Raw genomic sequence first — 19061 nt, forward strand, 5'->3', positions numbered from 1 at the left:
TAGACTCGATGGGTGTCAGTGAACCCAGAGTTGCAGGGGCGGGTCTTTCCGCCGGTCGCCCCGTACCTAGTCGGCCGAGAAAAGGTGCGCGAATTCTCCCGCGCCGTGTTCGCGTCGAACCCGATCAATCTCGATCCCGAAGCGGCCCGCGCAGCCGGTCACGCGGACGTCGTCGCCCCGCCCACCTTCGCCGTGGTCGTGCAGGAGGCCACCCTGGCCCAACTTCTGGCCGAACCGGATGGCGGCATCGACTTCACCCGCGTCGTGCACGGCGACCAGCGCTTTAGCTACAGCCGGCCGATCGTTGCCGGTGACGAACTCACGGCGACCCTCGCGGTGACGAGTATCAAGAGCCTCGGCGGACACTCAATGGTGACCGCCGAGTCCACCATCATCGACGCCGCGGGCGCCCACGTCGTGACCGCCATCTCCACCCTCGTCGTCAGGGGAGACGAATGACCCCCGTGCTAACCGAGCTCACGGTCGGCGACATCGTCGCCGAGGCGAGTTTCGCCCTGACGCGTGATTCCCTTGTGCGCTATGCCGGGGCATCCGGTGATTTCAATTCCATTCACTACCGCGACGATGTGGCGCAGTCCGTGGGATTGTCGGGCGTGCTCGCCCACGGCATGCTCACCATGGGCCTGGCCGTGCAGCCCGTCGTCGACTGGGCCGGTGACCCGGCCCGGGTTCTCGACTACCAGGTGCGATTCACCCGCCCGGTATTCGTCGACGCCACTGATGGCGCGACCGTGGCTGTCGTCGCCAGGGTCGGCGCCGTCGACCTTGAAGCCCTTATCGCCCGCATCGACCTAACCGTGACGTTCAACGGCGCGACCGTTCTCGGCAAGGCGCAGGCGCGCGTCAACCTGGCCTAGAACATGATTGAACCCGTTCTGCTCAGTACCCTCACCACCTTTCGGGTGGGCGGGCCGTCAGCTGCCCGGGTGGCGCCGGTCACCGAACAGGACCTCATCAACGAGACCCTCGTGGTCTGGGGCATGGATGAGAACTGGTTGTTGCTCGGCGGCGGCTCCAATACCATCGTCGCCGACGAAGGCTTCGACGGCATCGTCATCCACGTGGTGACTCGCGGTATCGAGGTGCTCGGCAGGACAACCACGAGCGAAGCGGATGCCGTTGCCGGGCCGACCGATCACGTGCGACTCCGCGTGCAGGCCGGCGAACCGTGGGACGACCTCGTCGCCTACACGGTGGATAACGGCTGGGCCGGCATCGAAGCGCTGTCGGGCATCCCCGGATCGTGCGGCGCTGCCCCGGTGCAGAACATTGGTGCTTACGGTCAGGAAATCTCCGACAGCCTCGTGGCCATCGACTTTCTCTCCTATGAAACCGGCGAGGTCGAGCGTCTGCAGCGTGCCGACCTGGGCCTTGGCTATCGCACCTCTGCGCTCAAACAGGGGCTGCGCGGTGTGGTGCTCGCGATCGAGCTGGAGCTGCACGACACCGCGGCCGAGGCATCCGTTTTGGGCAGCACCCTCGGCCAGCCGTTGAAGTATGCCCAGCTTGCCGGGGCGCTCGGTGTTCAACTCGGCGACCGGGTGCCGCTTTCGATCGTGCGCGCTACCGTGCTCGGCCTGCGGGCGGGTAAGGGAATGGTGCTAGACCCAAGCGACCCCGACACGTTCAGCGCCGGATCGTTCTTCACCAATCCGATCGTGACCGAGGCGTTTGCGCGCTCCCTGCCGACGGATGCCCCGCGCTGGCCGCTCGAGGCGGAGCCGGCTGATCGAGTTATTCCGCTCGAGGAATATATGGGAGTCGGACCTGTTCCCGGTGAGGAACCCGTGCGGCTGGTCAAGCTCAGCGCCGCCTGGTTGATCGAACGCTCCGGGGTCAGCCGGGGTTTTCGCCTGCCGGGATCAAGAGCGGCTGTGTCGAGTAAACACACCCTGGCCTTGACGAATACCGGCGGGGCCACCGCCGAGGAAGTCGCCGAACTGGCGCGGTACGTGCTCGGGCGGGTGCAGGCCGAGTTTGGGGTGAACCTGCAGCCCGAGCCGGTGCTGGTGGGATTCACGCTGTAGCTTCACCGATTCACCCGGGTGGCACCGGTCAGTCGGCGCGACGCGCGGCAGCGGCGATACCGGCCACGACCAGGCCGAGCCCGACCGCGATCACGCCGCCGAGCAGCCAGAGGGTCGGATCCGGCGGTGCCGGCAGCAGAGTGAAGACCACCATGTAGGTGGCGAAGGCGAGCAGCAGGATGCCCCAGAGGATCGTGCCGAAGCGCGGACGGAGTCGGGGTGTGGCAGCGGTCGGCATATCGGTGTTCGGGTTGAAGAAGCTCGGCGTCGAGTCGTGCTCCGGCGAAGGACGCCCCGATTCCGGGTAGGGGACAGTTGGATCGTCTGACAGATTCGCGGTTGCCGACGCGTCGGCAGCCGCGTTCACGGAGAAATCTTCGGTGGGGGCGTTCGCGCCGGTGCGATCGTGGTTGGGGCCCGCAGGGGAAAGTGGAGTGGTCATGGTGGGGTCCTAGTCGTTGGAGGAATCGAGCGTCACGACGCCGGCGAGGGTCCAGATGCGCACGAGCGGGCCATCGCTGCGGCTGCTCGCGTTGAAGGTGCGCTGGTCGAAGGCGAACACGCCGGTCTGCTCGCCGTTTTCGGAGGCGACAGCACGTCCGGAATACTCGACGCCGCCGGCCAGCGCGCGCGATTCAACGCGCACCGGGGCATCCGCTGGTAGTTGGATATCGGTGGCGCCCGCGAGGAGCCAGACATCGATGATGGCGTCGTCGTCGAGACCGGGGTTGTCGAAATCGCGCAGGTCGAGCGTGGACTGCCCGACGATCATGGCGTAGCTCGTGGTCGGGGCAGTGGCGACGGAGTTCGCGCTGAGCGACCAGACGTTGTCGCCGATCGCAAAGAATTGGGTTCCCTGCGGAAAGATGCCGAGCACGACGAGGGTGGCTGCGGCCAGAAAGGCGAAACCGCCCATGGCGCCGTCGGTGCGACCGCGAATTCCGGCGATCACGATGCCGAGGGCCAGCACCCCCAGCGCGAAGGCGAGGCCGAGAATGACCGCGTCCTGCGACCAGACGCCCCTCGAATTCACCCAGGCTGCAACTGCGCCCGTGGCCAAAGCCAGGCCGAGCACGATGGCGCTATAGCCGGCACCGGGGCGACGGGCACGCACTCGGGCGCGGTGCGCTTGCTGGCGGGCACGGTTCTGTTCCTGCCAGGCGCGATTCTGATCAGAGCGGATGCTCCGGGCTGGGTCCGGTACGTACGGATTGGTCGGGGGATAGGTCGTACCAGCGGTCGGCGAGGTGCTCGGGGCCGTGCTCGCGGCCGCGAAAGCCAGGTTCGGGGTGGTTGCGATGTCGGATTCGATAAGGCTGGTGCTCGCGGTGGGCGTGCTCGTCGTGGTGGAATCTGACGACGGGGCCGGGGGGGTCGGGCGCGGTTTCTGGGAACGGCGCACCAGGTACACGACCAGCCAGACGATGCCGGCCGTGATAGCCAACCCCCAGCCGAGCGAGAAGATGCTCTCGAGCCAGTCGGGAAGCGCCCACAGGCCGGTCGGACCGTTCCACCAGAAACCGCGAAACAACGGCACGACGGTGAACAGGAGCAGCGCGCCGATGGCGATCATGGCTGGCTCGAAGCGGCCGCGGATGGCGGTTTCGGCGTAAATGCGGCCGGCGCCGCGCGGTAGTAGCGCCCAGCCGACGGCGTAGGCGAAGACGACGGGGCCGCCGAGGATGGCGATCACGACGGCGATGCCGCGCACGATCAGCGGGTCGAGCCCGGTGCGGGCGGCAATGCCGCCGCAGACGCCGGCGATCCAGCGGTCGCCGTCACGGTTCAGTCCGCTGCCGCGGATCCAGTCGAAGAACCGGGTGATTTGGTCGGGATGAGGTGTCTGGGCCCTCGGTGTGTCGGTCATGCTTCGAGTCTGGCAGCGCGCTGAGACCGCTGCCATGGGGGATGACCCTGAGTGAACCCTGATTGATGCCAGCGAAATCTCCACTGGAGGCGGAGCATGCTTGGATGAACACGTGAGTACCGCACGGATGATCAGGCCCCGGCTTCGCCTCGTCGGCGGAGTGTGTGCCGGTTTCGCCGAGCACACCGGCGTTCCACTCCCAACGGTGCGCCTGGTCACGGTGCTGCTCAGCTTCTGCGGCGGCTTCGGCGCGTTGCTCTACGCCTGGCTGTGGGTGACGATTCCTTCGGGCGCTGCGGCAGTTGATCCCCTGCCCAAGTCGAGCCTCGCCCGGTCGAGAGCCGCGTTTCTCCCCGCTGCCCCGATTCAGGCCGTTCCCGCAGCAATGGCGGGTTCCGTCGCCACGATCGGCCGGAGTTCATCGACAGTGTTCTCCCGAGCGGATACCGACTCCGCGCGAGCCGCGCCCGTCACCGAAATCCTGCTCGGCCTGGCCCTGCTCGCTGCCGGTGGCGCCCTGGTGGCGAGCCGCCTCGGCGCTGACATCCCTCTCGCCGTGGTGGTGCCCGCCATCGTCGTACTGGCCGGAACCGCGCTGGCCTGGCGCCAGTTCGCCGACATTCGCAGCGGCGCAGCCCAGCAATCGTCGGCGTTGCTGGTGCGCATTCTGGGGGCGCTGGTGCTGGTCGCCGTGGGCATTCTGCTTTTTTTCGTGACGGGAACCAGTCCGAGCGCGTGGACGGTTATTCTGGCGGCGGCATCCGTTCTGCTCGGTGTTGCCGTCGTGACAGCGCCGTGGCTGCTGCGGCTGTGGAGCGACCTCGCCGATGAGCGTGCCGCGCGGGCCCGTGAAGCGGAACGGGCCGATATCGCCGCGCACCTGCACGATTCGGTGCTGCAGACCCTCGCGCTCATCCAGCAGAAAGCCGGACCGCACAGCGATGCCGCCCGGCTCGCCCGCGCGCAGGAACGCGAACTGCGCGTATGGTTGTTCACCGGAAGCCGATCTGCTGGTGCCGAACCGGCGACCGACCTGGCTGCCGCGCTGCGCCGCATCGCCGGGGAGATTGAAGAAGACTTCGCGGTGCACTTCGAGGTCGTGACGGTCGGTGCCGGGGTTCGTGTGCGCTCTGCGGCGAGTCCCGACACAAACTCGGGCAGCACCGATGCCCCGGAATCGCTCGTCGCCGCTGCCCGCGAGGCCATGCTCAACGCGGCCAGGCATGCCGGCGGAGCAGTGTCGGTCTACCTCGAGACAAGTGCACGCGGCATCGAACTGAGTGTCACTGACCGGGGCCCGGGCTTTCGGCTCGACCTGATTCCTAAAGACCGCCTCGGCGTGCGCGAATCCATTCTCGGACGCATGCATCGAGCCGGGGGCACCGCCGCCGTGCGCCTAGGTCCGGGCGGCGCCGGCACCGAGATTCTGCTGACCCTGCCAACGCAGACCGTACCGGTCACCGATGACCACCACACCGAAACGAGCGTGCGATGACCGACCACAAGGCGAGCGACCGGGCAGCCACCGAGTCGAGCGCGGCATCCGCTGGCCTCTGCGTACTTATCGTCGACGACCACTCCATCTTTCGTTCGGGGCTGCGCGCCGAACTCGACGCCGACATCACCGTGCTTGGCGAGGCGGCCACGGTCGACGCGGCGATCGCGCGCGTGATCGACCTGCAGCCGCGCGTCGTGCTGCTCGACGTGCATTTGCCGGGCGGGCACGGCGGGGGCGGCGCGGAGGTCATTCGTGAGGCGGCGCCGCGCGCACCGCACACCCTGTTCCTGGCGCTCAGTGTCTCCGACGCCGCCGACGACGTGGTGAGCGTCATTCGGGCCGGTGCACGCGGTTACATCACCAAGAGCGCCTCCGGAGCCGAGGTCTCCGAGGCGGCCCGCCGCGTGGCCGACGGTGACGCCGTGTTCTCGCCGCGCCTGGCCGGATTCGTCCTCGACGCCTTCGGTGCTGTTGCCGGCGAGACCGCCGAAACGACCGAAGAGCTCGACCGGCTCTCCGCCCGGGAAACCGAGGTGATGCGCCTCATTGCCCGTGGCTACAGCTACAAGGAGGTCGCCAGCACCCTGTTCATCGCGGCCAAGACCGTTGAAACGCACGTCTCGTCCGTGCTGCGCAAGCTGCAGCTGTCGAGTCGTCACGAACTGACCGCCTGGGCACTCGAGCGCAAACTGCTGTAGCGCCCGGGCTTCAGGCCAGGCTCACGCGTCGCGTCGAATCCAACGAAACGTCACCCGGCTCAGCACGAGACCCAGCACCAGCCAGATGCCGAGGGCGCCGGCCACCCAGGGTAAATCCCAGGAAGCGCTCTGCTCGGCAGCTGCGAAGCTTTCCGGAAGAAAGACCGAACGCATGCCCTGAGCCATCCATTTGAGCGGAAAGATGCTCGCCAAATTCTGCATCCACTCGGGCAGCGTCGTGAACTGCAGATAGACGCCCGAGATGAATTGCAGCACGAGCACCACGGGAGCCACCACGGCCGTGGCGCTGCGCCCCGACCGCGGCACCGCCGACAGGGCTATGCCGAGAAACGCGCTCGTGATCACGCCGAACACAAACACCCAGGCGAAGGTCGCCCACTTCTCCGGTTCGCTCGGCAGCGCGATATCGAGCACAAGCCGTGCCACGAGAAGCAGGAGGCCGGCCTGCAGAATCGCGGTCACGAAGACCTGCCCGATCTTGCCGAGAAAATAGCTCAGTGGGGATAGCGGGGTGCCGCCCAGGCGTTTGAGGGTGCCGTCGCTCTTCTCGCCGGCGATATCGACGGCGAGGTTCTGCACACCGGAGAGAAGCATGCCGGCGGCGAGCATGCCGGGCAGGTAGTAGGCGCCCACGCTGACGCCGCCGGTGCCGTCGGGATTCGCACCGATATTGCCGGAGGAGCTGAACGCGGCGGTGAAAATGCCCAGCATGATGAAGGGAAAAAAGAACGTGAACAACAGGGTATCGGGGGAGCGAAAGTACAGGCGCGTTTCATAGCCGATGCGGGACAGGCCGAGGGCGAGCGTGCCCGGAACCTTGTTCTGCGGGCGGGCGACCAAAACCGTGGCGCTCATGCTCGTACGTCCTTATAGGTGCGTCGGCTCGGATCCGGCCGACCCTCATTGGTGGATGCTGCAGCCCCGTTCGCAGCCGGCATAGCCTCGTGACCACGCACGAGCGAAAGGTACACGTCTTCGAGACTTGGCCGGATTACCTCGAGATCCGCGGGCTCGGCACCGTTCGAGCTGCGGACGAGTTCGGCCACGACCTGCGCCGGGCGGCTCGTGCGCTCTTCGCGTACCAATCCGTTGCCGTCACGCCAGCGCACGACCGGAACACGGGCATCTGCTCCGCCGATTTTGTCGAGCGAACCGATGTCGATGAGCTGGCCACCGGCGATGATTCCGGCTCGGTCGCCGAGTTGCGCGGCCTCGTCGAGGTAGTGGGTCGTCAGCAGAATGGTGGTGCCCTCCGCCTTCAGCCCCCGAATGAGGTCCCAGAACTGATGCCGGGCCTCGGGGTCGAAGCCGGTGGTCGGTTCGTCGAGGAACAACAACTCGGGGCGTCCGATGATACCGAGGGCGACATCCACTCGGCGACGCTGCCCGCCGGAAAGTTTGCCGATGCGGGTTTTCGCCTTCTCGCGCAGGCCCGCCGCGTCGATGACCTCCTCGACGTCGCGGGGATGGGGATAGAACCCGGCGAAGTGGCGCAACACCTCTGTCACGGTGGCATTGCCGCTCTCGCCGCTGGTCTGCAGCACAATGCCGAGGCGCGCCTTCCATTCCAGGCCGCCGCGGTGCGGATCAGTGCCGAGCACGCTCACCTCGCCGCCGGAACGGTCACGATAGCCCTCGAGAATCTCGATCGTCGTGCTCTTGCCGGCGCCATTCGGGCCGAGCAGGGCGAAGGTCTCACCGGCCGCGATCGAGAAACTCACGCCGCGTACCGCCTCGACGCTGCCGTACGATTTCTGCAGGTCGCGCACCTGCACGACCGGAGGCGTAGTTGTCATGGATTTATGATCTCACTTCCGCGCCCCCGTACCTCCTGGCCGTCTCCCTTATCCATCAGTCGACGGATGCCGTACTAGGCGAACAGGCGCTGCAGACGTTGTACGCCCTCGAGCAGGGCGTCATCGCTGAGGGCGTAGGACATGCGCAGGAATCCACTCGGCCCGAAAGCTTCGCCAGGAACTGCGGCCACCTCGGCCTGATCGAGAATGAGGTCGGCCAGTTCGAGCGACGTCGTTGGGGTCACGCCGCCCCACTGACGGCCGAGCAGACCGGTCACGTCGGGGTAGACGTAGAACGCACCCTGCGGGGTGGGTGTCACGACCCCGGGGATCTGGTTCAGCTCGGCGACGATCAGCTTGCGGCGGCGGTCAAAGGCCACCCGCATGGCCTCGGGGGCGTCCTGCGGGCCGTTCAGCGCAGCGATTCCCGCGCGCTGAGAAATGTTCGACACGTTCGAGGAGAGGTGCGACTGCAGGTTTGCCGCCGCCTTCATGGCGTCGGCGGGGCCGACCATCCAGCCGAGGCGCCAGCCCGTCATGGCATACGTTTTAGCGACGCCGTTGACCAGGATGGTGCGGTCGGCCAGTGCCGGAACGGCCTCGACAATCGAAACGGCACGAGCCCCGTCATAGGTGAGGTTCTGGTAGATCTCATCGGAGATGACCCAGAGTCCGTTGTCTTCGGCCCACTGGCCGATGGCACGGGTCTGCTCCGGCGAATAGACAGCGCCGGTGGGGTTCGACGGTGAGACGAACAGCAGTACCTTGGTTCGCGGGGTGCGTGCGGCTTCAAGCTGCTCGACGGTCACAAGGTAGCCCTGGTCACTGCCGGCGAAGACGTCGACCTGCACGCCGCCGGCGAGGCGGATTGCTTCGGGGTAGGTGGTCCAGTACGGAGTCGGCACGATGACCTCGTCACCGGGATCGAGCAGGGTTGCGAAGGCCTGGTAGACGGCCTGCTTACCACCGTTGGTGACAACGACCTGGCTCGGCGAGACCGCGAGGCTGCTGTCACGCAGCGTCTTGGCCGCGATGGCCTCGCGCAGCTCGGGAAGACCAGCCGCAGGAGTGTATCGATAGTTTTTCGGATCGCGCACGGCGGCCAGCGCCGCCTCCACGATGTGCTCGGGCGTCTGGAAATCGGGTTCCCCCGCCGCGAAGCTGATCACCGGCCTTCCAGCCGCCTGCAGCGCCTTGGCCTTGCCGTCAACCTTGAGGGTCGCTGACTCGGCAATAGAGCCGATCCGAGTTGAAATTCGCTTGAGTTCGTGATCCACGTGTTGAGTTTAGCTACCCGACCGCACGCGAGCTAGCTAGCAAAGCCCCCGGCCTAGCGTGCGCTCGTATCGGCCCCGGTGACGCAGATCTGGCACGCGCCGGCTGAGCCATGCGACACTCGTAAAGATTGGGGCTCCCGCAGGAATAGAGTGATCAAATGATCACCCGTCTGGTTCAGATCTCTCGACCGGTGCTGTGGGTCAACACCGTCGGAACGACCGTCATCGGCATGTGGTTGATCGGAGATTTATGGCGCTGGGACATCGTCCCGCTGCTGCTCTGGGCGACCCTGCCGTTCAACCTGCTGATCTACGGTGTGAACGATATCTTCGATCAGGAAACGGATGCGCAGAACGCCCGCAAGGGCGGCCTCGAGGGGGCTCGCATCCTCGGCTCGGAAACTCGCAGCATTGTGCTCGCGGTCGTGCTGGCCAACGCACCATTCGTGGCGTATTTTCTCGTCACGTTGCCGCCGGCGGCGCTGGCCTGGATTGCCGCGTACACGGTGATCTTCATCTTCTACTCGGCACCCCCGCTGCGTTTCAAGGCCCGGCGCTACCTCGATTCGCTCAGCAACGCCGCCTACGCCTTCCCGCTGGTCTTCGTACCCCTGGCCTTCGGCAAGTCGCCGGTCTGGGCGGCGGCTATCGGGCTGATGGCGTGGAGCGTGGCCAAGCACACCTACGACGCGGTGCAGGATATCGACGAGGACCGCGCCGCCGGAATTCATACCACTGCCGTCTACCTCGGTGCGCGCGGCGCTACGGTGTGGAGCGGCGTGTGGTGGGCTCTGTCCACCGTGGGATTCGCGCTGGTCAGTTGGCCGGTCGCCGCGGTGAATGCACTCATCGCCGGCTGGCTGGTCACGACGCTGGGGCGCAGCCCCACACCGGCAACGGCCCGCCGCCTGTATCGATACTCGATCGTGTTTCCCTACGTTGCCGGTTCCGTAGCGGGAACCCAAATCGTGGCCGCCATGTTGCTGGGAGCCTATCCATGACCCGATCACGCGTGAAGACGTCCCCGCAGCGCATCACCGTGCTCGGCGCGGGCATCGGCGGGCTCACGGCCGCCGCCCTATTGGCCCGCGCCGGCCATTCGGTGACCGTACTGGAAGGATCCGACTGGATCGGTGGCAAGAGCAGGCGCCTCGAGATCGACGGGCAGCGCGTGGACACCGGACCGGCGCTGGTCACTTTCCCGCCGGTCTGGGAGGAACTGCTTGCTCGCTACGACGCGCTCGGTGCCCGCTGGTCTGCTCCATCGGAGGCCGCCGCGGTGGCCGGGGTCACGCTGCAAAGACTGCCCGAAGTGGGCCGGTATTTCTACCGGGGAGAGGCAGCTAGCCTGCCGGTGCCGGCCGGGCATCCTTGGTACGAGGCCTGGACCCGTTTCGAGCGGGAACACGGTGGCCTCGGGCCCCAACTCACGAGCATGCTCACCGCCAACCCGTTGGATCCGGCGTCGCTGCCGGCCGTGCGCAGCGTGTTTCGCCTGTACGGCACCCGCCTGACCACGCGCAGCTTTCTTGACGGCCTGAGCTGGATGCCCGATGGCCTGCGAGAGGTCATCGCCATCCACACCCTCAACGCGGGCGTCTCTCCCCGGCAGACTCTCGCCCTGTACGCGAGTATGCCGGCCATTATGGCCAGGGACGGCGTCTGGGTTCCCGAGGGTGGAGTGAACGAGCTGCCCCTCGCGTTGCACCGGTTGGCGCTGCATGCCGGCGCCCATGTGCACACCGGCGAGCCCGTCACCTCCGTGTCGAAAGGTCTCGTGACCACGGCGTTGGCGACGTACCCGGCCGACGTGGTCGTGAGCGGGCTGGACAGCGAGGTGCTCGACGGTTTGCTCGGCGTGCGACCGACACGGGCGCGGGCACGCTCGTGCTCGGGGGTGGCCATCTATGCGGCGCTCGAGACGCCGTTGCCGGAACGCACAGCAACGCACTCCGTCGTGCTACCCGATGACCCGGCCGCCCTGCACCGCAGCCTCGATGCCGGAGTCGTGCCGGAGCAGACGATGGCTTTCCTGAACTACTATCGGCCGCACGAGGTCTATCCCAACGACCGGGCCACCGTGGCGGTTCTCCTCACCGCGCCCGCCGATGGCCGCCACTACGACCTCAACAGCCCGTGGGTGGCGCGTGAGGTTGCTCGGGTCAGCGCCGCCGTGGGCCTGGTCCGGCCGATCAGCGAGCTGTTTCGAGACCATGTCGTGCTCGACCCGCACTACTTCGGCGGCTGGGGTTCCACCGGCGGAGCACTGTACGGCGCCACCCACCCGCTCTGGCAGAGCGGGCCGTTCCACCGCCCCGGCTACACGAGCCGCGCACGCCCGTGGCTGTGGCGGGTGGGCGCGTCTGTGCACCCCGGCGGCGGTATCCCGGCCGTACTCGGCGGCGCCATGACCGCGATGCACAAGCTGATCGGCCGCCTCGATGGTCCCTGATCCCGAGTGCTGGCCCTGCGTTCACCTGAGAAAATTAGACTTGACGGGGCGAACGAAACTGGGGCATTCGATGAGGACTCACTTCTCCGAAAGATGCGCGCTCAGGGATTCGTGTGCCAAGTTGACCGGGAAGCGGTGGCTCGCCCCTCCGGCATGTTCGCCTCAGCTTTACAGTGGCCGGTCCGTGACCTAGACTGGTTGCGGTAGTTGAATTCCGCCATGTTTTTCTGCGCCTTTTTCCAAGTGTTCTTCTTTGGTTGAAGTTCAGGCAGCTTTGTGGGTTTGCTTCTATAGGGTGGTGGCTCAATTGGTAGAGCAGCGGTCTCCAAAACCGCAGGTTGCAGGTTCGAGTCCTGTCCGCCCTGCACATCGGTAGAAATCTGCCGACCATGAGAGGTGTAACAGGTGGCCCGAAAAGTTGTCGACGAACCTAGTGAGGAAATCGTCGCGAACGCACGAATTGCCCGCGAATCCAATCGCGGTCCTTTCGCTCGGTTGTCCCTGTTCATCAAGCAGGTTTTCGCGGAACTGCGTAAAGTCGTCACCCCGACTCGCAAAGAGCTGCTGAGCTACACCGGTGTCGTGCTCGTCTTCGTGATCATCATGATGGCGATCGTGTCTGCTTTTGACTGGGTCTTCGGTTTTGTCGTCCTGTATGTTTTCGGAACGCCGGGCTAAGACGCAGCGAATGCATCCGCTCTGGCGGAACGTCTGTACCACGGGAACGTCTGTACCAACGGAACGTCTATACCACCGGCACGGAAACGTGCCCAGACAACTTGCACATGTATAAAAATTAGGGATTGAGATTTAGTGACTGAGACGAAGCACGACGATGTCGACTGGGCCACTGCCGCCGAGCAGTCCTCCGAGGAGGACGAGGCGCAGGAAGGCAACACCCTGGCCGCGGACGAAGACTCCAACGAGGCCGCCGAGCAGGCGGCCCTGCACGTTATAGACGAGAACGACGACGTCGAGGTCAACCTCGACGCCGCGCTCGATGCGCTCGCCGACTCCTCCGATCCCGAAGCTGACGCTATCGTCGACGATGCCCTTGACATCGACTCGGCCGAAGAAGCCGACGCATCCGTCGAAGCCGTAGAGGACGAAGACGAACTCGTCACCGTGGAAGCTGTCGCCGAGATCGACGCGGATGCCGACGCCCCGATCGACCCGTATGAAGCCTTCCGCCAAGAACTTCGTTTTCTGCCGGGCAAGTGGTACGTCATTCACTCCTACGCCGGTTTCGAGCGTCGCGTGAAGTCGAACATCGAGAACCGTAAGCAGTCCATGGCGATGGAAGACTTCATCTACCAGTGCGAAGTTCCCATGGAAGATGTCGTCGAGATCAAGAATGGCCAGCGGAAGATGGTCACTCGCGTGCGCATCCCGGGCTATGTGCTCGTGCGCATGGACCTCGACGAAGACAGCTGGTCGGTTGTTCGTCACACCCCCGGTGTGACCGGCTTCGTCGGCAACGCCCACAACCCCACGCCGCTGCGCTTCGAAGAAGCCTTCGGCATGCTCAAGGGACTCGTGGAGATCGTCGAAGCCCCGACCAAGGCTGGCGGCGCCCCCGGAAAGTCGGCGCAGCGCGTCATCGCTGCCGAGGTCGACTACGAAATTGGCGAGACCATCACGATCAAGGAAGGTTCGTTCGCGGGCCTGCCCGGTTCGATCAGCGAGATCAAGCCGGAGAGCGGCAAGCTCATCGTGCTCGTCTCCCTGTTCGAGCGCGAGACCCCGGTCGAGCTCAGCTTCGATCAGGTCACCAAGCTCTAACCAAGCGGATGCCCTGATAAGGGGTATCCACGCTGGTTTCCCCAATCCACCGGGGCCCATCCGGGCCACCGGGAGAGCGGCCTCCGGGCTGCTCGCACATCAATACGAAGGACAACACAATGGCACCGAAGAAGAAGGTTACAGGTCTGATCAAACTTCAGATCAAGGCCGGCGCAGCCAACCCCGCCCCGCCCATCGGGCCGGCACTGGGTCAGCACGGCGTTAACATCATGGAGTTCTGCAAGGCCTACAACGCGGCGACCGAAGCCCAGCGCGGTAACGTCATCCCCGTTGAGATCACCGTCTACGACGACCGCTCGTTCACGTTCATCCTGAAGACCCCGCCCGCAGCGGAGCTCATCAAGAAGGCCGCCGGCGTTGCCAAGGGCAGCGGAACCCCGCACACCGTCAAGGTCGCCAACCTCACGCAGGCCCAGATCCGCGAGATCGCTGAAGCGAAGATGGTTGACCTCAACGCCAACGACATCGACGCTGCCGCGAAGATCATCGCCGGAACTGCCCGCTCCATGGGCATCACGGTCAGCGCCTAAGCACACCCCCGCACTAGCGCCCCAGGCGCCTTGCACCCTTAGCAATTAGTGGAAGAGCCTGCCAGGCTCGCACCACACTCTGAAGTACATACAGGAGATTTCACATGGCAACCAAGTCAAAGGCGTACCGCGCCTCCGCCGCGAAAATCGGCGAAGACAACGTCTTCACCCCTGCCGAGGCCGTAGCCCTCGCCAAGGAGACCGGCTCCGCAAAGTTCAACTCCACGGTTGAGGTCGCCCTCCGCCTCGGAGTCGACCCCCGCAAGGCCGACCAGATGGTTCGTGGAACCGTCATCCTCCCGCACGGCACCGGCCGCACCGCCCGCGTCATCGTCTTCGCAACCGGCCCCGCAGCCGAAGCCGCTATCGCAGCCGGCGCCGACGAGGTCGGTGGCGACGAGCTCATCGAGAAGGTAGCCGCTGGCTACACCTCGTTCGACTCGGCCGTCTCGACCCCCGAGCTCATGGGTAAGGTCGGTCGTCTCGGAAAGGTGCTCGGCCCTCGTGGCCTCATGCCCAACCCGAAGACCGGAACCGTGACGCCCGACGTCGCCAAGGCCGTTTCCGATATCAAGGGCGGAAAGATCGAATTCCGCGTCGACAAGCACTCCAACGTGCACTTCGTCGTCGGCAAGGCGTCGTTCTCCGTCGAGCAGCTGAACGAAAACATCTCCGCAGCGCTCGAAGAGGTTGTTCGTCTCAAGCCGAGCTCGTCCAAGGGCCGTTACATCACGAAGGGCGTCGTTTCGACCACCTTCGGTCCTGGCATCCAGCTCGACGTCAACAGCATCTAAGGCTCAAAGCATCTAAGCAGCAGTTTCACCGAGCAGGGCCCGTCTTCGCGAAGGGCCCTGCTTCGGTTTAACGGGGCGGCAGCGGTCGGGTTAGCCGATGCGGATCATCTTTTTGTTGACGAATTCGTCGGCGCCGAAACGGCCGAGTTCGCGCCCCGAGCCGGACCTCTTGACGCCACCGAAGGGCAGCTCGGCACCGTCGGCACCGACCAAATTGATGAAGACCATGCCGGCCTCAATGCCGTCGGCCACGCGCAGTGCCTGCTCTGGGTCGATGGTGAAGACGTAGGAACCCAGGCCGAACGGGGTGTTGTTGGCCAACGCGACTGCGGCGGTCTCATCGGGAACGCTGAAGATCTGTGCGACCGGGCCGAAGAACTCTTCGTGGAAGGCATCGGAGCCGGGCGCTACGTCAGTGAGCACGGTTCCGGCATAGAAGTTGCCCTCAGCGGTTCCGCCTGTGACGAGGGTGGCACCCTGAGCCACAGCGCGCGCAACCTGCTCGGTAAGAGTTTCGGTGGCCTTTGCCGACGAGAGCGGCCCGAGTCCGGTGCCGTCCTTGGTTGGGTCGCCCAGCTCGACGGCTGCGATTGCCGCGGTGAACTTATCGACAAAAGGCTGATAAAGCTCCTCTATGACGATAAAGCGCTTGGCCGCATTGCAAGCCTGGCCATTGTTGTCGAGACGAGCGGCCACGGCGGCGCCGACGGTCTCATCCAGGTCGTCGGTGGACAGCAGGATGAACGGGTCTGAGCCGCCGAGCTCGAGCACGACCTTCTTCAGGTTGCGCCCGGCGATCTCAGCAATCGCAGCTCCCGCGCGTTCCGAACCCGTGAGCGAGACACCCTGCACGCGTTTGTCGGCGATGACCGTGGCGATCTGATCATGGGAAGCGTAGAGGTTGGTGTACGCCCCCTCGGGGAAGCCTGCGTCGAGCATGATCTGCGCGATCGCGGCGGCCGATTCGGGGCACTGCTCGGCGTGCTTGAGCAGAATGGTGTTGCCGATAATCAGGTTTGGCCCGGCGAAACGGGCAACTTGGTAGTACGGGAAGTTCCACGGCATGATGCCGAGCAGCACGCCGAGCGAGCTGCGACGGATGAGGGCCGAACCCTCGCCGGCGAGCAGGTTGATGGCTTCGTCCTTCAGCAAATCCGTCGCATTGTCGGCGTAATAGGCGTAGATGTCGACGCTGAAGTCGACCTCGCCGAGAGCCTGCTCCATAGGCTTACCCATTTCGCGCACGATGATTTCGGCGAGCTCCTGGCGGCGCTCGAGGTGGAGTTCGGCCACGCGGCGCACGAGCGCTGCGCGCTCGTCGACGCTGGTCGAGCGCGACCAGGTGTGGGCGTCGTTTGCGGTGCTGAGTGCGGCGGTGAGCTCGGCATCCGAGATTGTGTCGTAGGTCTTGACTGTCTCCCCGGTGGCCGGGTTGATGACTGCGTAGCTGGTCATAGGCTTTATCCTTCACTGGTCGGGCACCCAAACCGGCGCCGATGCAAACTCTGGTTTGTCAAAGATATAGCAACGGATGATTCAAGTAGTCGGCGTACGCCGTCGACGAGCTGGGCAAAACGCGCCTCGCGTGCGCCCGGTGGGTTATGTGCCTCCATGCGCCCAATCTACAAGGCTGGGCTTCCCAGCGACTCATTCTCGGACGCCTGGAGCATCTCGCGGGTGTACGGATGCTTGGGGGAGCCACACAGGTCGGTGACCGACGCGTATTCGACGATCGCACCGGTACGCACCACAGCAACACGATGGCAGATCCGCGCCGCAACGTGCACGGAGCGCGTCACGATGATCATCGTCAACTTATGCTTGCGCTGTAACTTGCCCAAGAGCTCAAGAATGTCGGAGCTGTCGGCCGCATCCAGGGTGTCGGTCGGGTCGTCGGCCACCAGCAGATTCGGGCTGCCGGCGAGGGCACGCGCAATGTGCACGCGCTGTGCCACGATCGCCGACACGTCGCGCGGATAGGCGGTAAAGGTGTGTTGCGGATTCTCGACGCCGGCCTGGCCCAGCAGATCCAGCGACCGTTCGTAGGCGGCCGGTTTCGACAGACCGCCGCTGGAACGCAGCGGTGCGGCCAACTGGCTTCCCACCGTCATATTCGGGTCGAGGGTGTCCAGTGGGCTGCGCGGCAGGTACGCGATCTTGGCGTCGTGCAGCCGAGAGAAAGATCGTGGCGGCAGTCCGACCAATTCGACGCCGTTGAACAGAATCGACCCGGATCGGATGGTCGCTGGGGCAGGAAGAACGCCGGCGATGCACTGCGCGACTTCGAGGGCTCCAGAAGACTTATCGCCAACCAAACCGATGACCTCGCCGCAGGTGATGGAGAGCGAGATGCCGTGCACCAAGCGAGGTGCGTTCACGTACGCCGCCGACGCAACCTGTAGTCCGCGCACATCGAGCAGTGCCGCGGAGCGAAACCAGTGTGATGGCATGGGCGCGGTCGTTTCGGCCGGCGGGGGAGGGCCAACCTGATCGAGCGGCACGTTCATCAATAATTTCACCGAGGGGATGCCCGCGTGTACGACACGATTGAGCTGGCGTAATACACCGCGAGCGTCACACATTGTCGGCTCGCATTTCAGTAGGTCGAGACGAGCGGCGACGCGTGGGACGAGCCCAACCGACAATCTCTGGTGCGTGATACCGCAAAAAGGCCACTCGTTTGCAGCACTTATTTCACATCATGACAATGGTATCGAAAAGTTCTACCGACAACGTACCGGTTTGTTTAGCTAAAAGCGGATGGGCATCCGCGCGCCCCGCGGACAGGCTAGTGCGGTGAGTGGGCCTCGAGAAATTCGTACACCTCGGTCTGGTCCACGCCGGGAAAGGTGCCGGTGGGCAGCGCGGCGAGCAGGCTCGTCGGGGTGCGCGCGGCCGGCCAGGACTGGCCCGCCCAGCGACCAGCCAGATTGTCGGGCGCGCGACGGCAGCAGGATTCGTCGGGGCAGAGTGAGACGGCCCGGTTCGCGGTCTCCCGACCTCGAAACCACTTCACGTGAGCGAACGGCACGCCAACGCTGACCGAGTACTCACCCTCTTTAGCTTTCTCGATGCGGGAAGTACACCAGAAGCTTCCGGCCGGCATGTCCGTGTACTGGTACCAGGCGCTGAAGCGGTCTTCGACATCGAAGACGGTACGAGCAGTCCAACTGCGGCAGACCGTGGTGCCCTCGACAGCGCCGAGCGCGTCGCTCGGAAACCGCACGTTGTCGTTCTCATAGGCTTTGATGATCGTGCCGGACTCGTGCACCTTCATGAAGTGCACCGGAATATCCAGCCGCGCCGTGGCGAGATTGGTGAAGCGGTGAGCGGCCGTCTCGTAGGAGACCGCGAAAGCGTCCCGCAAGTCCTCCATGGAAATACGCCGCAGGGTCTTGGCCTCGGTCAGCATGCGCACCGCGTCTCGCTCCGGCAGCAGGATCGCGGCGGTGAGGTAGTTGGTTTCCACCCGTTGGCGCAGAAATTCGGCGTAATTTTTTGGCTCTTCGTGCGCGCAGAGGTGGCTCGCGAAGGCCTGCACGATTGGCGAGCGGGAATCTCGCGATGCCGAATGCTGGGTGGGAAGGTAGATGCGTCCGTTGCGCTTGTCGGTTACCGACCGGGTGGAGTGTGGCAAGTCGTTCACATAGTGCAGCGAAAAACCCAGGTGGGTAGCCATGTCGGCGACGAGCTGCTGGGACACCGGACCGCCGGAGTGCCCGACTGCGGTGAGCAGCTCGAGGGCCTGCGCCTCCAGCTCGGGAAAGTAGTTGTCTTGCTGACGCATGATCTGGCGCAGCGCGGAGTTGGCTCGGCGTGCCTCCTCCGGAGTTGCGGCGCGTTCGCGGTTGAGCCGGTCGATTTCATTGTGCAGGCTCAAGATCGTTTGCAGTGTTTCGTCGCTCTGGCCCTTGCTCACTCGGATGCGCGGGAGGCCGAGGGCCTGGAACACCGGTCCGCGCTGGGCGCGTTCGACCGAGATTTCCAGGGCAGCACGTTCGGAGGGAGCATCCGTTCGCATCAGGTCTTCAACGGTGGTGCCGAGCGCAAGGGCGATCGTGCGCAGCATGGAGAGGCGCGGTTCGCGTTTGCCGTTCTCCATCATCGATACCTGCGAAGGAGCGCGGTCGATCGCGGCAGCGAGGGCGTCGAGCGTCATACGCCGCGCGGTACGCAGTTCCCGGATGCGACGCCCCAGCGTAAGCGCGTCAAGTTCCGGTTCTTCACTGCTGAGAGAGGAGAGCGCGGCGAGGGCTTCTGCGGGGACCATAGCCTCA

At 65.1% G+C, this 19061-nt stretch carries 19 protein-coding genes and 1 tRNA gene; 12 read left to right on the plus strand and 8 right to left on the minus strand.

All coding sequences use genetic code 11. The features are described 5' to 3' along the window. Positions 1-12: 12 nt before the first annotated feature. From CXY70_RS11190 to CXY70_RS11200, 3 genes are read left to right on the plus strand one after another with little or no spacing between them, the layout of a single operon-like run. Complete coding sequence (locus tag CXY70_RS11190; protein ID WP_104192453.1) at positions 13-459, plus strand: MaoC family dehydratase N-terminal domain-containing protein; 447 nt, start codon at positions 13-15, stop codon at positions 457-459. Next, on the plus strand, positions 456-878 hold the full coding sequence (locus CXY70_RS11195) for a MaoC/PaaZ C-terminal domain-containing protein (protein ID WP_104192454.1): 423 nt from the start codon (positions 456-458) through the stop codon (positions 876-878). Before CXY70_RS11190 ends, CXY70_RS11195 begins: the two co-directional genes overlap by 4 nt. A gap of 3 nt (positions 879-881) precedes the next feature. After that, entirely contained in the window at positions 882-2048 is a 1167-nt protein-coding gene (locus CXY70_RS11200; RefSeq protein WP_104192455.1) for a UDP-N-acetylmuramate dehydrogenase, read from the plus strand. 28 nt (positions 2049-2076) lie between these two features. Here CXY70_RS11200 and CXY70_RS11205 read toward each other — a convergent pair whose 3' ends face one another. Then, entirely contained in the window at positions 2077-2490 is a 414-nt protein-coding gene (locus tag CXY70_RS11205) for a hypothetical protein (RefSeq protein WP_104192456.1), read from the minus strand. Between the two features lie 9 nt (positions 2491-2499). After that, entirely contained in the window at positions 2500-3915 is a 1416-nt protein-coding gene (locus CXY70_RS11210; RefSeq protein WP_158250964.1) for a PspC domain-containing protein, read from the minus strand. A gap of 112 nt (positions 3916-4027) precedes the next feature. Between CXY70_RS11210 and CXY70_RS11215 the strand changes: the two genes are divergently transcribed. Then, complete coding sequence (locus tag CXY70_RS11215; protein WP_104192458.1) at positions 4028-5410, plus strand: ATP-binding protein; 1383 nt, start codon at positions 4028-4030, stop codon at positions 5408-5410. Next, positions 5407-6111 carry a response regulator transcription factor gene (locus tag CXY70_RS11220; protein ID WP_104192459.1) on the plus strand — a complete coding sequence of 235 codons (705 nt, stop codon included), beginning with the start codon at positions 5407-5409 and terminating at the stop codon, positions 6109-6111. The genes CXY70_RS11215 and CXY70_RS11220 overlap by 4 nt, the downstream gene beginning before the upstream one ends. 21 nt (positions 6112-6132) lie before the next feature. Here the strand turns inward: CXY70_RS11220 and CXY70_RS11225 are convergent, their stop codons facing one another. The 3 genes from CXY70_RS11225 to CXY70_RS11235 form a co-directional block, all read right to left on the minus strand. Further along, entirely contained in the window at positions 6133-6987 is an 855-nt protein-coding gene (locus CXY70_RS11225; RefSeq protein WP_104192460.1) for an ABC transporter permease, read from the minus strand. Next, the gene (locus tag CXY70_RS11230; protein WP_104192461.1) at positions 6984-7928 is read right to left on the minus strand and encodes an ABC transporter ATP-binding protein; all 945 of its coding nucleotides are present in this window, start codon (positions 7926-7928) and stop codon (positions 6984-6986) included. The genes CXY70_RS11225 and CXY70_RS11230 overlap by 4 nt, the downstream gene beginning before the upstream one ends. 74 nt (positions 7929-8002) lie before the next feature. Continuing rightward, positions 8003-9205 carry a pyridoxal phosphate-dependent aminotransferase gene (locus CXY70_RS11235; RefSeq protein WP_104192462.1) on the minus strand — a complete coding sequence of 401 codons (1203 nt, stop codon included), beginning with the start codon at positions 9203-9205 and terminating at the stop codon, positions 8003-8005. Positions 9206-9363: 158 nt separating this feature from the next. Between CXY70_RS11235 and CXY70_RS11240 the strand changes: the two genes are divergently transcribed. The 7 genes from CXY70_RS11240 to rplA all read left to right on the plus strand — a co-directional run bounded on the left by CXY70_RS11240 (position 9364) and on the right by rplA (position 14784). Beyond that, the gene (locus tag CXY70_RS11240; RefSeq protein ID WP_104192463.1) at positions 9364-10206 is read left to right on the plus strand and encodes a UbiA family prenyltransferase; all 843 of its coding nucleotides are present in this window, start codon (positions 9364-9366) and stop codon (positions 10204-10206) included. After that, a complete protein-coding gene (locus tag CXY70_RS11245; protein ID WP_104192464.1) occupies positions 10203-11657 on the plus strand; it encodes an NAD(P)/FAD-dependent oxidoreductase in 1455 nt (484 codons plus the stop codon). The genes CXY70_RS11240 and CXY70_RS11245 overlap by 4 nt, the downstream gene beginning before the upstream one ends. Positions 11658-11949: 292 nt before the next feature. Continuing rightward, a tRNA-Trp gene (locus CXY70_RS11250) sits at positions 11950-12022 on the plus strand. A 40-nt stretch (positions 12023-12062) separates the two neighbouring features. Then, the gene (gene secE, locus CXY70_RS11255) at positions 12063-12335 is read left to right on the plus strand and encodes a preprotein translocase subunit SecE (RefSeq protein ID WP_104192465.1); all 273 of its coding nucleotides are present in this window, start codon (positions 12063-12065) and stop codon (positions 12333-12335) included. A 135-nt stretch (positions 12336-12470) separates the two neighbouring features. Continuing rightward, the gene (gene nusG / locus CXY70_RS11260; protein ID WP_104192466.1) at positions 12471-13439 is read left to right on the plus strand and encodes a transcription termination/antitermination protein NusG; all 969 of its coding nucleotides are present in this window, start codon (positions 12471-12473) and stop codon (positions 13437-13439) included. A 119-nt stretch (positions 13440-13558) separates the two neighbouring features. After that, complete coding sequence (rplK, locus tag CXY70_RS11265) at positions 13559-13990, plus strand: 50S ribosomal protein L11 (protein WP_104192467.1); 432 nt, start codon at positions 13559-13561, stop codon at positions 13988-13990. 104 nt (positions 13991-14094) lie between these two features. After that, positions 14095-14784: a 50S ribosomal protein L1 gene (gene rplA / locus CXY70_RS11270; protein WP_104192468.1), complete on the plus strand. Its 690-nt coding sequence runs from the start codon at positions 14095-14097 to the stop codon at positions 14782-14784. Positions 14785-14874: 90 nt separating this feature from the next. Here the strand turns inward: rplA and CXY70_RS11275 are convergent, their stop codons facing one another. The 3 genes from CXY70_RS11275 to CXY70_RS11285 form a co-directional block, all read right to left on the minus strand. After that, on the minus strand, positions 14875-16239 hold the full coding sequence (locus tag CXY70_RS11275; RefSeq protein ID WP_104192469.1) for an NAD-dependent succinate-semialdehyde dehydrogenase: 1365 nt from the start codon (positions 16237-16239) through the stop codon (positions 14875-14877). Positions 16240-16406: 167 nt separating this feature from the next. Beyond that, positions 16407-17366: an ATP-binding cassette domain-containing protein gene (locus tag CXY70_RS11280; RefSeq protein WP_104192470.1), complete on the minus strand. Its 960-nt coding sequence runs from the start codon at positions 17364-17366 to the stop codon at positions 16407-16409. 206 nt (positions 17367-17572) lie between these two features. Next, positions 17573-19054 carry a helix-turn-helix transcriptional regulator gene (locus tag CXY70_RS11285; RefSeq protein ID WP_104192471.1) on the minus strand — a complete coding sequence of 494 codons (1482 nt, stop codon included), beginning with the start codon at positions 19052-19054 and terminating at the stop codon, positions 17573-17575. Positions 19055-19061 lie beyond the last annotated feature (7 nt).

It is taken from the genome of Cryobacterium sp. Y82, from assembly GCF_002929495.1.
GTDB classification, from domain to species: Bacteria; Actinomycetota; Actinomycetes; order Actinomycetales; family Microbacteriaceae; genus Cryobacterium; species Cryobacterium serini.

Coding starts and splice junctions, on each gene's coding strand:
- CXY70_RS11245 (WP_104192464.1), top strand. CDS start 10,203: ATGACCCGATCACGCGTGAAGACGTCCCCGCAGCGCATCACCGTGCTC.
- rplA (WP_104192468.1), top strand. CDS start 14,095: ATGGCAACCAAGTCAAAGGCGTACCGCGCCTCCGCCGCGAAAATCGGC.
- CXY70_RS11200 (WP_104192455.1), top strand. CDS start 882: ATGATTGAACCCGTTCTGCTCAGTACCCTCACCACCTTTCGGGTGGGC.
- CXY70_RS11205 (WP_104192456.1), bottom strand. CDS start 2,490: ATGACCACTCCACTTTCCCCTGCGGGCCCCAACCACGATCGCACCGGC.
- CXY70_RS11220 (WP_104192459.1), top strand. CDS start 5,407: ATGACCGACCACAAGGCGAGCGACCGGGCAGCCACCGAGTCGAGCGCG.
- CXY70_RS11195 (WP_104192454.1), top strand. CDS start 456: ATGACCCCCGTGCTAACCGAGCTCACGGTCGGCGACATCGTCGCCGAG.
- rplK (WP_104192467.1), top strand. CDS start 13,559: ATGGCACCGAAGAAGAAGGTTACAGGTCTGATCAAACTTCAGATCAAG.
- CXY70_RS11285 (WP_104192471.1), bottom strand. CDS start 19,054: ATGGTCCCCGCAGAAGCCCTCGCCGCGCTCTCCTCTCTCAGCAGTGAA.
- CXY70_RS11240 (WP_104192463.1), top strand. CDS start 9,364: ATGATCACCCGTCTGGTTCAGATCTCTCGACCGGTGCTGTGGGTCAAC.
- CXY70_RS11230 (WP_104192461.1), bottom strand. CDS start 7,928: ATGACAACTACGCCTCCGGTCGTGCAGGTGCGCGACCTGCAGAAATCG.
- CXY70_RS11225 (WP_104192460.1), bottom strand. CDS start 6,987: ATGAGCGCCACGGTTTTGGTCGCCCGCCCGCAGAACAAGGTTCCGGGC.
- CXY70_RS11280 (WP_104192470.1), bottom strand. CDS start 17,366: ATGTGTGACGCTCGCGGTGTATTACGCCAGCTCAATCGTGTCGTACAC.
- CXY70_RS11275 (WP_104192469.1), bottom strand. CDS start 16,239: ATGACCAGCTACGCAGTCATCAACCCGGCCACCGGGGAGACAGTCAAG.
- CXY70_RS11210 (WP_158250964.1), bottom strand. CDS start 3,915: ATGACCGACACACCGAGGGCCCAGACACCTCATCCCGACCAAATCACC.